The 14,608-nt window shown below is 52.0% G+C and carries 9 protein-coding genes, 1 tRNA gene and 2 pseudogenes; 7 read left to right on the top strand and 5 right to left on the bottom strand.

What is annotated here, in order from left to right; translation table 11 throughout:
* The 3 genes from DACE_RS14040 to aroF form a co-directional block, all read right to left on the bottom strand.
* Nucleotides 1-442 (bottom strand): Rossmann-fold NAD(P)-binding domain-containing protein (locus DACE_RS14040; protein WP_006002276.1); only part of this gene is annotated, 442 nt, incomplete at its 3' end.
* Nucleotides 443-676: 234 nt separating this feature from the next.
* Nucleotides 677-970 (bottom strand): hypothetical protein, encoded by a 294-nt coding sequence (locus DACE_RS14035; RefSeq protein WP_006002274.1) that lies wholly within the window; start codon nucleotides 968-970, stop codon nucleotides 677-679.
* 78 nt (nucleotides 971-1,048) lie between these two features.
* Nucleotides 1,049-2,089, bottom strand: coding sequence for a 3-deoxy-7-phosphoheptulonate synthase (gene aroF, locus DACE_RS14030; RefSeq protein WP_006002272.1), 1,041 nt, complete (start codon nucleotides 2,087-2,089; stop codon nucleotides 1,049-1,051).
* A gap of 449 nt (nucleotides 2,090-2,538) precedes the next feature.
* Here aroF and DACE_RS14025 point away from each other — a divergent pair.
* Nucleotides 2,539-2,614 (top strand) — tRNA-Phe (locus DACE_RS14025).
* 81 nt (nucleotides 2,615-2,695) lie between these two features.
* On the opposite strand, the gene DACE_RS14020 is transcribed toward DACE_RS14025, so the two are convergent.
* Nucleotides 2,696-3,319: a tyrosine-type recombinase/integrase gene (locus tag DACE_RS14020; protein ID WP_006002271.1), complete on the bottom strand. Its 624-nt coding sequence runs from the start codon at nucleotides 3,317-3,319 to the stop codon at nucleotides 2,696-2,698.
* Between the two features lie 64 nt (nucleotides 3,320-3,383).
* Here DACE_RS14020 and DACE_RS14010 point away from each other — a divergent pair.
* The 3 genes and pseudogenes from DACE_RS14010 to DACE_RS14000 form a co-directional block, all read left to right on the top strand.
* Nucleotides 3,384-4,554 (top strand): annotated as a pseudogene (locus tag DACE_RS14010) (IS3 family transposase); the annotation flags it as partial.
* A pseudogene (locus tag DACE_RS14005) lies at nucleotides 4,545-4,952 on the top strand (HsdM family class I SAM-dependent methyltransferase); the annotation flags it as partial. The pseudogenes DACE_RS14010 and DACE_RS14005, both read left to right, overlap by 10 nt.
* The gene (locus DACE_RS14000; RefSeq protein WP_006002267.1) at nucleotides 4,949-5,935 is read left to right on the top strand and encodes a restriction endonuclease subunit S; all 987 of its coding nucleotides are present in this window, start codon (nucleotides 4,949-4,951) and stop codon (nucleotides 5,933-5,935) included. The pseudogene DACE_RS14005 and the gene DACE_RS14000, both read left to right, overlap by 4 nt.
* 279 nt (nucleotides 5,936-6,214) lie before the next feature.
* Here the strand turns inward: DACE_RS14000 and DACE_RS17555 are convergent, their stop codons facing one another.
* On the bottom strand, nucleotides 6,215-8,491 hold the full coding sequence (locus tag DACE_RS17555) for a hypothetical protein (RefSeq protein WP_006002265.1): 2,277 nt from the start codon (nucleotides 8,489-8,491) through the stop codon (nucleotides 6,215-6,217).
* Nucleotides 8,492-8,871: 380 nt separating this feature from the next.
* Between DACE_RS17555 and DACE_RS13990 the strand changes: the two genes are divergently transcribed.
* Genes DACE_RS13990 through DACE_RS13980 form a run of 3 tightly spaced genes read left to right on the top strand, consistent with a single transcriptional unit; the run spans nucleotide 8,872 to nucleotide 14,598 of the window.
* Nucleotides 8,872-10,998 (top strand): HDOD domain-containing protein, encoded by a 2,127-nt coding sequence (locus tag DACE_RS13990; protein WP_006002263.1) that lies wholly within the window; start codon nucleotides 8,872-8,874, stop codon nucleotides 10,996-10,998.
* Complete coding sequence (locus tag DACE_RS13985; RefSeq protein WP_006002262.1) at nucleotides 10,991-13,228, top strand: EAL domain-containing protein; 2,238 nt, start codon at nucleotides 10,991-10,993, stop codon at nucleotides 13,226-13,228. The genes DACE_RS13990 and DACE_RS13985 overlap by 8 nt, the downstream gene beginning before the upstream one ends.
* Nucleotides 13,228-14,598, top strand: coding sequence for an SH3 domain-containing C40 family peptidase (locus tag DACE_RS13980; RefSeq protein ID WP_006002259.1), 1,371 nt, complete (start codon nucleotides 13,228-13,230; stop codon nucleotides 14,596-14,598). The genes DACE_RS13985 and DACE_RS13980 overlap by 1 nt, the downstream gene beginning before the upstream one ends.
* Nucleotides 14,599-14,608: the final 10 nt, after the last annotated feature.

Raw genomic sequence — 14,608 nt, 5'->3', positions numbered from 1 at the left:
GACCGATAACGCCCATGGTTTTATGCTTGAGCTCATGGCCGGTAAACGGAGCGCGTTTCCACTCGCCGCTTTTCAGACTGGCGTTGGCAATCGTGACATTGCGGCAAAAAGACAGCAGGATCGCCATGGTATGCTCAGCCGCCGAGTTGGTGTTGCCAAACGGTGCATTGACGACAATCACCCCTTTACTGCTGGCGTAATCCACATCAACATTGTCAATACCAACACCGGCGCGGGCAACAATCTTCAGGTTGGTCGCACAATCGAGCAGCGCCGCATCTACCGTCGTCCCGCTGCGGGTAATGATGGCATCATAACCGCCAATCACCTCATGCAACTCGGGCACACTCAGCCCCAGTTTGACATCCACCTCGATACGAGAATCTTCGCGAAGAGTTTGCAAACCCGCTTCGGAAATTTCGTCGGTAATAATTACTTTCATCATCACTCCTTCATAGCCTCAAAGGCCCGAGTATTATATAAATGGCAACGACAAACACCTGTAGACACCATAAACGTTCCATGGTGAACGGCGCATTCTAAATTGAATCCGGCCGATCTGTCAATTAACACCTGAATTCAAGTGGTTTACACTGATTTAACCCGCTTGAAACAACAAAGCCGTCAGTCGGCACTGTCGGCTTTGTTGGTAGTATTCCTCTCGCAGATGAGGGAATTATTTGACGATTTCCAGATGGCCCTTTTTTATACCGGCTTTTTTATCCGGCGCTTGTTTCGGCGCCGGTTCATCATGAAAGGGGGCCGTCTCTTCCGGTTCCGGATCAGGGTCCAGCGCCGGCAGCGTGCCGTTACTGATCATCGACTGAATCGAATCGGCGATCACCAGACATTGCTTCATACACACTTTCTGTGCCGGGCACACGGAACAGTCCGCCTCACCGGCCGCAGCACGCAAGGCGTGGACCACCAGTTCAACACTCTCCAGTTGCGACAAGGGAATAAAAAACATAATAACTCCTTTGTTCCTGTTTTTTCAACAGGGTGCAGGCATTCATCCGGCAATCCAGCGCCATCACAACTCACGCCATCAAAGTGAACCGCCAACCCCAGGCAGTGTTCGACCGGAAACGTCCGCAAAATCCTTCAACTTCATCATCATATCGGCAAACGCCGCCGGACGCAACGACTGGGGTCCATCACTGGCAGCTTTTTCCGGATTGGGATGCACTTCAACGATCAAACCATCACAACCGGCAGCCACAGACGCGTAGCACATGGAGGGAACCAGACTGGAATGACCTGTGGCATGGGACGGATCAATCACTACCGGCAAGTGGGTCTGCTCTTTAAGCACCGGCACCGCTGAGATATCCAAAGTGTTGCGAGTGGCGGTCTCAAAGGTGCGGATACCGCGCTCGCACATGATGACACGGCGGTTACCCTCAGCAAGGATATACTCGGCACTCATCAGAAATTCCTGAATGGTCGCTGACATGCCACGCTTGAGCAGAATCGGCTTATCCAACTGGCCAAGCATCTTCAGCAGAGCAAAGTTCTGCATATTGCGCGCCCCCACCTGCATGATATCGCTATAACGCGCCACCAGTTCCACATCCCGCGGATTCACCACTTCGGTAATGATCGGCAGGCCGGTTTCTTCACGCGCCGTTGCCAGCAGCTTCAGGCCATCCTCTTCCATGCCCTGAAAAGAGTAGGGGCTGGTGCGCGGCTTAAACGCCCCACCACGCAGGATTCTAGCACCGGCACGCTTCACGGCATGAGCTGTTTCAACAATCTGCTGCTCACTCTCCACCGAGCAGGGACCGGCCATCACAATCAGTTCGTCACCACCAAACACCAGACCCGGTTGAATCTCCACCTGGCTCGGTTCAGGACACACCTCGCGACTGGCCAGCTTGTACGGCTTGAGAATCGGCACAACACTCTCCACACCAGGCATGGATTCAATGCTCTGCAGCACCATTTTTCCGCGCTCGTCGCCCACCGCTCCAATCACTTGGCGATTGGAGCCCTGAATCAAATGTGGCTCATAGCCCAGCTCACGAATACGTGTAACCACGGCGTCAGTCAATTTCGGATCACTACTTTGTTCCATCACGATAATCATTGTCTTTTTCCTCCATGTGCGTCAGCACGAACTTAACCACGGTCACGGACCATCCGCATTTTATCCAGGGCAAATAAAAAGGCCATCGGGTTTCCCGACGGCCTTTGTGTATTGATTGCTACCTGCTTAAAATACAAAGACCACGGGAAACCTGACGTCTGCCCGTGGTCTGAATTTTGAAAATCTGCTTTGCGTTAAGCCAGCAAACCTCCACCTCGGGCAGACGAGCTAAAAAAGCCGCACCAAAAGTAAAAGTTAAAAAAGCTGGAAAAAGAAAAACGCATCACTGTCCCTGCTGTATCAGGTTATTTGTCCTTTAATGATGAACAATGTAAAGGACCTCCGGCCATTGCGCAACAAAAAATTTGCCTCAGCGCAAAAGTTAGTGAAAAAGAAACATTTCCCGCTTGACACAACTGCGCCGTCACGTTATAACTGCCTCCGCAATTGCCCAGATAGCTCAGTCGGTAGAGCAGAGGACTGAAAATCCTCGTGTCGGCAGTTCGATTCTGTCTCTGGGCACCAGTAAAATTAAGGGGTTACGCCATACGGTGTAACCCCTTTTTGCTTGCCATGTGTAATTCGTGTGTAACGGTGCCTAAACCGTCATCCCAACTCACCATACCTGTCATCCAAGACATCCATAGCGGCCTGAATGGGTTCACCGTTCTGGTGAGCGTACCGCTCGACCATAATCAAGGTCTTGTGGCCACTGATACGTTTAACAGTTGGCAGGTCTACACCAGCCTGAACTAAGTGTGTAATAGCAGTATGCCTAAGAGTGTGACGAACAATGACATCCGGGTCCAGTCCCGCAGCCGCCACCACTCGCCGAAATGAATTTCTAACCTCAACACTGTGACCAGTCCTAGAAGTAGAGAACGGGAACAACCAAGGAGTGTTATCTGGTAGCGTATTGACATACCAACGCAGGAAAGCTGCTAGTTGCTTCGTGATCGGCTGCTCTCGCATCCCAGCTTTGGCTTTCGGCACCAGTATCAACAATCGCTCGAAATCAATATGTTCTTTGCGAATCGACAGGACCTCCATCTTACGCATGGCAGTCCCTGCAGCAATCATAACAAACGGATACATGCGGGGGTCCCGATCAAGCCTCGCCTCCTCCACCAAGCGTTTCACCTGATCTACTGCAAGGTAGGCTATCTTGTCATTGTCCTCTTTAAGCCTCTCAATCTTGGCGGGACGAAACTTTAGCCAGCCCCAATCCACTCCGGGTTCTACCCCGAATTTACGGACACTTCAAAAAAGCCTATAGTGGGCTAAAGGAGTGTTTATGTCTAAGAGAAGAAAATTCAGTCAGGAATTTAAACGTGGGGCAGTAGAACAGGCTTGCCAGCCTAATGTCAGTTGCGCTCAGGTTGCAAGAGAACTCGGTATCAATGCCAACCTGCTTTCACGGTGGAAGCGAGAGGCTGAGGCAGAGGGCCGCCATGCCTTTGGCGGGACTGGAAATCCCAGAGATGATGAGGTTGCAGCTCTTAAACGTGAATTAGCCCGGGTAAAAAAGGAACGGGATTTTTTACGCGAAGCGGCAACGTTCTTTGCCAGGGAGTCGTCCTGAAGTATCAGGCGGTTCAACGTTGTCGCAATGAATTTCCTATTCGCTTGATGTGTCGTTGCCTCAAAGTTTCTCACAGTGGTTATTATGACTGGGAGAAAAGATCCCCCAGCACACGACAGATTGACAACGAGCGTCTACTGAAGCGCATTCGTGAAATCCATGAAGACAGCAACGGTGCCATTGGTGTTCCGCGTATGCATGAAGACCTTCGGGAAACCGGAGAGACTGCAAGTAAAAATCGCATTGCTCGTTTGATGGCTTCAGCCGGACTTCAAGGCTGGCCGCGAAAGAAAAAACGAGGTCGATATCACACACCAGTTGTAGTCCCTGCCGATGTTCAGAATCAGTTGCAGCGTGATTTTAAGGCATTGGAACCAGAACAAAAATGGGTCACAGACATCACAGAACTCAAGACCGGCGAAGGAAAACTTTATCTGTGTGTTGTCATCGATCTGTTCAGCAAGTTGGTCGTTGGCTGGTCAATGCACCATCGCCAAGACCGGCAGATGGTGATCCGTGCCGTTGAAATGGCCGTGTGGCAACGTCAAGAAAGTAACCATGTGATTTTGCATTCGGATCGCGGCAGTCAATTTCGCAGCACGGACTACCAAAGATTCTTGAAGGAGAACGCCCTGGTTTGCTCCATGAGTGCTGTTGGTCATTGTGGAGATAACGCAGCCTGCGAGGGATTCTTTGGTGTTCTCAAGCGAGAACGCACAAATCGGATGAGATATCCGACAATGGATGCCGCCAAAGCGGATCTATTCAACTATATTGAACGCTTCCATAATCCACGAATGAGGAAAAGGATTGCTAGACGTGATATGGAGTTTCAGTTGTTTTCAAACCGTCCGTAGAAACGGGGTATAACCCCTGGAAGCAGTAATGTCTATGCCACCAGAGCTATTTAGTCCTGTTGGAGTGGTTACGTGCATCATGGTCTTCACTGCTTCCATACCACACAAAACCTCTAAAAAGAAAACTTGGTTCGGTTACTGGCGTGATGACGGATTTATAAAAATCAAAAACCTTGGCAGGGTTGATAGAGACCATACATGGCCAGCAATCCGTGACAAGTGGGTCGAGCAATTCCGCAACAGAGAAGTTCATCCGGGGGAGTCAGTTACAGCCGAAGTTGGGCCAGAAGATGAATGGGTAGCCGAAGCATATATGGAAACAGACTACTCTACGATCACTCAAGGGGACTTTGAAAAATCACTTCTTGACTATGCACTGTTCTCACTCAGCCAAAACCAGAGCACAGAAGGTGATGAAGAATGAAACGTGTAGACGATTTATTCAATGTCGCCTACGGGCACAAACTTGACATGAACAAGATGCAACAAACCTGCAAAGAAAATGGCATTGCCTTTGTTGGTCGTCGAGGAAACAATCAGGGAGTGTCAGGTTATGTTGAAGCATTACCTGATATAACTCCTTTCCCTGCGGGGATGATTACGGTTGCGTTGGGCGGTTCCTATTTACTCTCATCTTTCGTACAGCAGCGACCATTTTACACTGCCCAGAATGTAGCAGTTCTGACACCACTAGATGACACGATGTCGCTGAACAAACGCATTTACTATGCAACATGTATCAGATTCAACAGATTCAGATACTCAGCATTCGGCCGAGAAGCCAATAGAACTATTAGCTCGGTACTCATCCCATCAACGGTCCCTACATGGGTCGAAACAGCCGTAATACCAAGTCATGAAGGTTTAGCAGAGTCAGCAGCAGAAGCTTGTGCCTTATGTGACCCAACTAAGTGGTCAAAATTCACAATTGGTTCACTGTTCGATGTCATCAAAGGCAAGCGATTAACCAAAGCACAGAGACGACCGGGAATGGTCAGATTCATAGGGGCTTCTGAAAAAAATAATGGGGTAACTGATCTGAATGACTTGTTACCAACGTTTCCGGGGGGGCAATTAACTGTCGCCTATAATGGTTCTGTCGGCTGGGCTTTCTATCAAGACAAACCTTTTTTTGCATGTGATGATATAAACGTGCTTGACCCTAAAGAGCCAATATCAAAATGGGCTTTACTCTTCGTAGCTACCGTACTTAAACATGAGAGGACACGCTATACCTACGGGTACAAGTGGACAAAAGAACGCATGACTATGACCCCCATACGTCTACCAGCAACGGACAGTGGGAAGCCTGATTGGCCTTACATGGAAAGCTACATGCGGGGGCTTTCATATAGTGCTGCTATCGAACTAGTCCATTCAAAAGAACCTAAGTCCATAAGCAACTGATCCTAGCAACCTCTAACTTTGACATGTAGCAACACTGATGTGTAATTTATATGTAATCATGCAGTAAAACGGCGAGTAAATACAGGAACAAAAGCATGATCCCACATCGCTAAAAATGACAGAAGGTCGCAGTATTTCAATAAGTTGGGAATTGCAAGGGCAAAACGGGAAAGTATCAAGACAACACTGAAAATCCTCGTGTCGGCAGTTCGATTCTGTCTCTGGGCACCATAGAAAGTACAAGGGGTTACGTTTACCGAGCGTAACCCCTTTTTCTTTTTAGTCTGCAACATCCTCTGTCAAAACGAGTTCCCCGAATCGATTCATCCCCGCACCACCATCCGAACCAGCATCATAAACATAGCCATACACCCTGACTCCGTCTTTGCGAGTGTAGAGAGTGCCACGCACCCACGATCCCAGAATGTTACCTACCTGGATCGTGGGCGGTTGCCAACCATCGCTGTCATTGGTGCTTAAAATACTGCGCGACTTTGCATCAATGAAAAGCACATGCACCGTATCGCCGTTGAGCACGGCGTGGGCACCGGCCTGCTGCGAATCAACCGCATCGATCACCACTTTCATGTCGGTGACCAGCGTTGCATCAGAAACAACGCCCGTGCTCGTGACCCGCCTTTCCCAAAGCAGGTCACTCGCCAGGCGATAGATGATGACAACTTCATCTTTATCTGCATTGTAGATCAGCGGCAACACGGCACCGTATTCCGCTCGCGTGGTTCCGGCACCTGTGGCAATGGCCTGTCGCGGCGTCAGGGTGCCGTTGGCCAGTAAACGCCGATACCAGATGGTGCCGTCAATGCCATAGTAGGCGAGGTGAATGACATCGTCATTCCCAAGCACGGCTTGCGGCCCGGCCTGGTTGGGCCGGCGGCCACCATCAATGGTGCGCATCGCACTCCATGTTCCGTTCTTTTTACGGGTGCTGAAATGGATTTTTTCCTGACCGAGATAAAAGGCGACCACGGTGCCGTCGGAACGGACAACCATGGATGCGGTTTGGGCGATTGCTGTGGCGGTGCCCGCCACCTCATCGCAAACCGCCCAGCTATCCGGCTGGCTGGGGTGATCCGAGGTTCTAAACGCATGATAACGGGTTGAGCGGGTAACCTGGTGGAGGATGTGGATGGTATCCCCCACCAACCGCGAATCAACGGATTCAAGATCGTCGGTTTGCGGGCGATGTTCCCCATCGACCTCCTGCCAGGTTCGTCCGTCGTCCGTCGATTTCATCATCATAAACACGTTATCGGTCTCGGCCGGTTCCATCATGAAATAGAGATCACCATTGGAGGCCTGCCAGGGACCGATCCGGCCGGGATTTTCGATAAACGTGCCGCCAACATGGCCAGGGGGGATCGCAAGACGCACCACAGAGGTGTGGCTCAGCGTCTGAACAACACCATCGGCATTAACCAGCCGGAACTCAAAAGTATCATCCTGATTATTGGTCACGGCACCATCGGCATAGCGGCGAATGACCAGCGGCCATTCATATTCCGTGTGGGCATTTTCCCCATCCCATTGTGGAGTTTTCTCAGCCAGGCTGATCCCCACACCCGCTTGAAAGGGCTGACGTGAACCAGTTAACAGATCCTCGGTTGCCGTGCCCTGCTCATAAGCCGAACAAGCAACGATGCTGACGCGCGGCGTTTTCGCCTCTCCGGCCAAGGCGATGCTCTGAAAGTCAAGCTGCGTTTGTGACGGCACCTGAAACCCAGGCCCAGACAACACGATAGGACGACGAAGCGCGGCCTCCAGCTCCACCGCACCGTCCTGAAAACTCACCTCTATGGCGTTACGCGCGATCTCTATTTCGATCTCCAACCACGCACCACCGGGAATCACAGCATGAGTTTCTCCACACGTTTCTTCGTCACCATCGATGATTTGGCTGATATTCAAGGTCTGCGCAGTAGGATTCAACGAAACACGACAATAATTATCGGGATCGACATAACCGACAACAAAAGCGATACCGTTGCAAGACTGTGCTGGCAAGCGGAATTGAGCGGCCAGTTCTGTAACTTCCCACGGTGCGGGAAAAAATCCTGAAAAGGTTTCGTCGCCCGCGTTTATCCGCAACATCTGATCGTGCTGCTCAGCGACGACGATCATATTTGAGGGGGAGCCTGTGGCAACCATACAACCGGAAGACTGATCGCCATCGGTTAACAGGGAGAAATCCACATCCATTTCCCGTTGCGGGTGGGGAAAGTCATGGGCTTCAATGGGCAGCCAGTCGCCATTGTTGCGTCGATACTCAAGCCGGTATTGCTGCGATTCGGCCATCTGCGCAGAATGCTCCACCTCAACGCGGATGCGGAACGGTTGATCTGCTTCAACGGTCACATTTTCATTCAATGCTCCCGCCCAGCCGTGGTCAGCATTTAACGGTGCGCTAAAATCGGACCGCACACGAAAACCCGGTTGGCCGTCGACCTGACGCTCAAGCGACTTTTCACAACCGGCAACTAAGAAAATCAACGACGACACGACAAGAATCTGCTTCACTGTCAGTAGATAGTTTTTCATACAAAATAACGTCTTTCTCAAAAAAAGAGCGACACCACATGGAATTCATGGTGGTGTAGGACAAGGCTCGGCCTCAAGAGTAAAGCCATGAAGATGCATGATCGATGTTACTGGCTTGTTAGCAAGCGCCCCAAAGAACCTTCAGGCTTTTAAGTTCTGCATCATTGACGCTCAACAGGCATACGGGAGGGACAAATATCATCAGGCACTTTGTCGGCCTGAACAACCGGGATAAAACAGTGAAAATGTCTATTTTTAGTGGCTTTTCCAATCGAAGTGCTAGTTTCTATAGAAAAATCAAATAAAAGCTAAACAAACATAATCGCACTACCGACATACATACAATCATGCTCCCCCCACTTTTTGAGCAGGAAATCAGAATGATTGATTCGACACCAGAATCTCCGGCAATCGGCAGCCGAGTTCTAACAATTCCGCATATCCTTCTAAAAGTCATCCGACTGTTTGAACAGCCGGATATTGACTTTGACTCGCTGGCCGACACCATCCGCCAGGATCCGGTGATCACAGCACGCATCATCAAACTGGCCAACAGCGTCTATTTTCGCCAATGGTCTGAAGTCACTCAGCTCAAACAGTTGCTGGTGGTTCTCGGCCTGGACACCGTTCGCCAGATTACGCTGCTGTCGGCAACGGAACAGATTTTCAGCCAGGTTGAGCCTCAATTATCGCGACCGGTTGCCATCATGTGGTACCGGTCGCTTTTTTGTGCCCAGTTAAGTGCAGAGCTGGCCGATCTTATTGGTCACACACCCAAAGAAGAAGCCTACCTCACCGGGCTTCTGCACCGCCTCGGTCAATTATCTCTGCTGTGTGGTCATCCGCAGCAGTATCAGGAACAGATCGATATCACGCACCCTCTGGAACAGGTAGAAACACTGGAACGCCACCTGTTCCAGACAACGTCAACCGCCTGGGTGTCACAAGAGATGCGCCAATGGCCACTGCACTCCTTTATGTGCGATGCCGTCGCTTTTCAGACTCTGCCGGTCGAACAGCTCACCGATGCCACCCCTCTGGTACGGCTGCAGGCGCTGGGACGTCTGCTGTGCGATACCACAGAGGATAATCTGGGCGTGGCGCGTGCCGCTAACTTGCTGTTTGGTCTCAATGCCGATGTGGTTCAGCAGCTGCGTCAGCGGGTCAAAGAAAAAACAGACGCCATGGTCCATAGCCTGACAGGGGTTGAGACCGGTGACGGTGCGGACGGAGCGGAATGCTTCATATCAAGTCATGATCATTTCCAACAGTTGTTACGCCAGCAGGTGCAACAGCACTCTGTCACCAACGTTCTCAACAGTGGCACAGCTCCTGAGAACAAATCCGCAGCATTCACCCGGCTACGCCGCGATCTCCATCTGCTGTTCGGCCTGGATCATTTGTGCCTGCTCAAAGCTGAAGGCGACCATCTGCAGGGATACGATGATCGTGGCTGTAATCCACAACTGGCCAGCATTACGCTACCGCTGGACAATTCGACCAGCCTGGCAGTTCAGACCTTTCACCACGGCGAAACCCTGAGCAGTTTAGGGCTTTCGCACCAAAGCTGGTCTGTTGCCGATCATCAACTTCATCACCTGATGGACGCTAAGGCCTTATGTTTTATCCCGTTACCACATAGAAGCCAGCCAGCATTTATCGCGGTTGTGCGGATCACGCAGGCACAATGGCAGGATCTTCAGTCACGAAAATCATTTCTGGCTACGGCCGCTCAATCTGCCGGAGAAAGTTTGCTGCAGATTCAGTCTCACACCCAACAGGCCCAACAACAGCGGCAGATGGAAGAAGAGGAACGCCATCTGCAACTGCGTTCCGCTGCCCATGAAATCAACAATCCCTTGTCGATCATCAACAATTACCTCTTTATGCTGTCGCAAAAACTGGATGACGATCCAGATGCCACAGCTCAAATGACCATCATTCAGGAAGAGATGGCACGGGTCGGCACCCTGGTCAGCGGCCTGAAACATCTCATGGCTCCTGAGCAGACACCAGAGACCTCTGATGTCGTGGACGTCACCGAGCTGATCGAGAAACTTCACGTCCTGCTAACACAATCGATGTACAAACCACGGCAACAGACACTTCATCTGGAACTGGACCGCTCGTTGCCACCTGTTCAATGCTGCGACAGCAGTCTCAAACAAATTCTGGTCAATTTGTTGAAAAACGCGGCTGAAGCACTGCCGCCTGAAGGGGAAGTCTGGCTGACCACACGGGATAATCTGCATAAAAACGGTCAGCACTTTTTTGAGATCGATCTTCGCGATAACGGTCCAGGCTTGCCCGATGAGGTGTTTAGTCAACTGTTTCAGCCGGTGGCCAGCAGCAAACAAGGACATTCCGGCCTTGGATTGAGCATCGTCAAAAAGCTCGTCGATCACCTTAAGGGAGAAATCAGTTGCTCCACATCGGCCAGCGGTACCCGGTTCCAACTGCTCATCCCCCGAGCACTGCCAGAAAGGAGTGAACAGAGCCATGCCTAATTTTTCGCTACCGGACCAATCGGTACTCTTTCCTGAAGTGTTTTCCCCTTCATCGTCGTTGCACAACGCGATGCCGATCTCAATCCTGGTGATTGACGACGAACAACGTGCCCGGCAAAGCGTCTGCGACCTGCTTAAACCCCTTGGCCATCGCCTGGTTCAGGCCGAATCGGTCTCTGAGGCCGTCAAATGGCTTGAAATGGACAACTTCTCGCTGGCTCTAGTCGACCTCAACCTGCCGGACGGAACCGGGCATGACATCATGCGCTATATCCAGGACCATCAGATCACCACCCGGCTGATTGTTGTCAGTGGCGAATCGAGCTTTGACCATGCCACCCAATCATTGCGCAACGGTGCCTGCGATTTTCTGCGCAAGCCGTATCTGCCGACAACCCTACTGGAAAGTGTCTCCACCGAAATCGCCAAGGTACAAACCCAACACCGCTACCACCAGATTCAGGATGAACTTAAAGGATCCGAAGCCCTGCATCGCTTTATCGTCAACAATTCACCGGATATCATCTACATGCTTGATCAGGAGGGACGCTTTTCGTTTGTCAACAAACGCGTTCAGTTGCTGCTTGGCTACAGCGATAAAAATCTGATTGGTCAGCATTATTCCTCGATTGTCTATGGCGATGATATTGAGAAGGCGCAATTCGTTTTCAATGAGCGCCGCACCGGCGACCGCGCCTCCCATGCGGTGGAACTACGCCTGCTCAATCGCCACAACAAGGAGATCCGCTTTGTCGAGGCGCGCAGTCTGTCGGTGGAATTGACCTCTATGGGGGTCTACCGCTCCGGCAGCGGAGAGCATGAAGAGTTCATCGGCACCTACGGTGTCATTCGTGACATTACCGAACGTAAGCGCTCCGAAGCGTTGCAACACTATCACCAATACCACGATCACCTCACGGATCTGCCCAACCGCACCCTGTTCCATGACCGCCTGCACATGGCTCTGGCCCAGGCACGCCGCAACAGCCATAACCTGGCGGTGCTGTTTCTTGACATTGATCGCTTCAGAATGATCAACGACAGTCTGGGACACCTGGCTGGCGATAAGATCCTCCAACGGATTACCCAGCGTCTGAGCACCAACCTGCGCGAAGAAGACACCCTGGCCCGCATCGGCAGCGATGAATTTTTGCTGCTGTTGCCCAACATCAAAACCTCTCAGGACGCCATTACGATTGCTGAAAAAATCAATCAAAGCTGTTCGGTCCCCATGAGCTATCAGGAGCAGGATCTGAGACTGACATTCAGCATTGGCATTGCCACGTTCCCCGAAGACGGCACCACCAGAGAAGAACTGATCCGTTGCGCGGAACTCGCCAAGTGCCAGGTTAAGCAAAATGGTCGTCACGGCTGTCTTCTTTACCAACCCCAGTACCAACATCAGCAGGTTTCGGCTCTTGAAATGGAAACCGCCATTCGTCAGGGCCTGCAACAGGACCAGTTCGAACTCTACTACCAGCCACAAGTGGATCCCGTCGCCCAACGGGTGGTCGGCCTTGAAGCTCTGATCCGTTGGAATCATCCACAACAAGGGCTGCTCAATCCATCCTTGTTTATTCCGGTTGCCGAGCAGAGTAGTTTGATTTGTGAGCTGGGACAATGGGCTGTTGACCGGGCCTGCCGTGATGCCCGTCTGCTTGAGGAACGCTCGCTCACAGGATTAAAAATTGCCGTCAATGTCTCCATTCAACAGTTTGAACGCCCCAGTTTTGCCAAAAATGTTCTCGAAAGCGTTTCCCTCCACGGGCTGGAAAGCAACCATTTGGAAATCGAGATCACAGAAAGCAACATCATGAAAAATATGGATCGCGGTGCCAACCTGCTCACCAGTCTGGCCGAACATGGCATCGGTGTGGCCATTGACGACTTCGGCACCGGTTATTCATCGCTGAGTTATCTGCAGACCCTGCCGGTTTCAAAGGTAAAAATCGACCGTTCTTTTATCTGCAACCTGTCGGGGGAGAAAAACGGCTTGCCCATTGTCATTGCCGTACTCAATCTGGCCGCCGCCCTTAACATCCACTGCGTTGCCGAGGGGGTGGAAAACGAACAACAAAAACAGATTTTACAAGACGCCGGTTGCCGCCTGATTCAGGGGTTTTATTACAGCAGTCCGCTATCGTTCGCCCAATTGATCCCCTATCTCAAGCAGAGTAAAAACGGTCGATTGATTCATCAGGAGCAAATGCGCGAGGTGACACAGCCGTGATGATGGAGTTGTGGAAAGCGGGCCTCCGTGGGCTGCTCGTTGCCTGCGCGTGCGTGCTGTTGTCCGCCTGCTCTGCGCCCCTGCCTTCAACACAGCCGCGTGACCTGCAGCACATCCCTCAGGATCCGCAGGCATTTGTCGATTCTCAACACGCTAACCAGCCACTGATTCCGTGGATTGAACAACAGCACCATGCCGAGGCTCAGCGCACCCGCCACTACCTGCCCTGGCACAGCCCTGGACCGTTATCGACCACCCAGCGACCGTTTTGGGCCATCGATTGGATCAATGATCAGCCGGTGTATGATGCAACACTGCAAGCGCTGCGCCCCGACCAACGTCAGGCGTTGTCTGCCAAGACCCGGCAACACGCCTATCCGAGTCGCCATCAGCCGGCCATCACGGTGCACACCTGCTCAGCGCGAGCATTGCCGACCCATGCGCCATTGTTCAACAACCCGCAACACCCCGGTCAGGGTTTTCCATTTGACCAGTTGCAACATGCTGCGTTACCTGTCAATACGCCGGTTTTAATCACCCACCAGTCCCGTGATCGGGCGTGGGTGTTCGTTGAAACAGCGGCGGTTTATGGTTGGGTTGCGGCGGACGCCGTAGCTGAGGTGAACAAAGAACAGATCGCCAGGATTGAGGCGTGCCCTCTGGTCGGCGTGGTTGAGGATAATCACCCGGTTTTCGATAGCGACAATCAGTGGCGTTTCAGCGGTCGCACCGGCATGCTGCTTCCTGCGGTACAGCAGTCTTCGCAAGAAGCGACCCTGTTGATTGCCGTTGCGGATGAAAAACACCGCGCACGCCTTTGTGAAGCGACCATTGCCACCGAAGCGGTTGCCTCGCTTCCCGTGCCACTGACCCCAGCCAATCTGGCCAAAGTGGCTAAACCAATGATGGGCCAACCCTATGACTGGGGTGAGCAATTTGGCGGCCGTGACTGCTCGGCAACCATTCGCGATCTGTTTGCGCCATTCGGCCTCTGGCTGCCGCGCAATTCGTCACAACAAGCTGAAGTCGGCACCATCATTCCGTTATCCGAACTCAGCCCAAAGCAGCGTGAGCAGGCGATTTTACAGCAGGGCATTCCTTTCCTCACCCTGATCCGCCTGCCCGGTCATATCATGCTGTATGTCGGAGAGTATCAAGATCGCGCCGTGGTACTGCACACCTTGTGGGGATTAAAAACGGCCTCCCTGCTGGGCGAGGACGGCCGCTGGCATGTGGGCAAAACCGTGCTCACCACCCTGCAACCCGGTATGGAGCAGGACGGTCTGTGGCAGTCCATCGGCGATCTTCGCCCCCGAATCACCCAGATGAGCCTTCCATTGCACCCCACCCAATCTGAGCGAGAGGACTGACCTCACAGCG

Origin of the sequence: Desulfuromonas acetoxidans DSM 684, from assembly GCF_000167355.1 — a bacterium.
GTDB classification, from domain to species: domain Bacteria; phylum Desulfobacterota; class Desulfuromonadia; order Desulfuromonadales; family Desulfuromonadaceae; genus Desulfuromonas; species Desulfuromonas acetoxidans.
The sequence above is the reverse complement of the archived record's forward strand: the minus strand, read 5'-3'. Positions and strand labels throughout refer to the sequence as shown.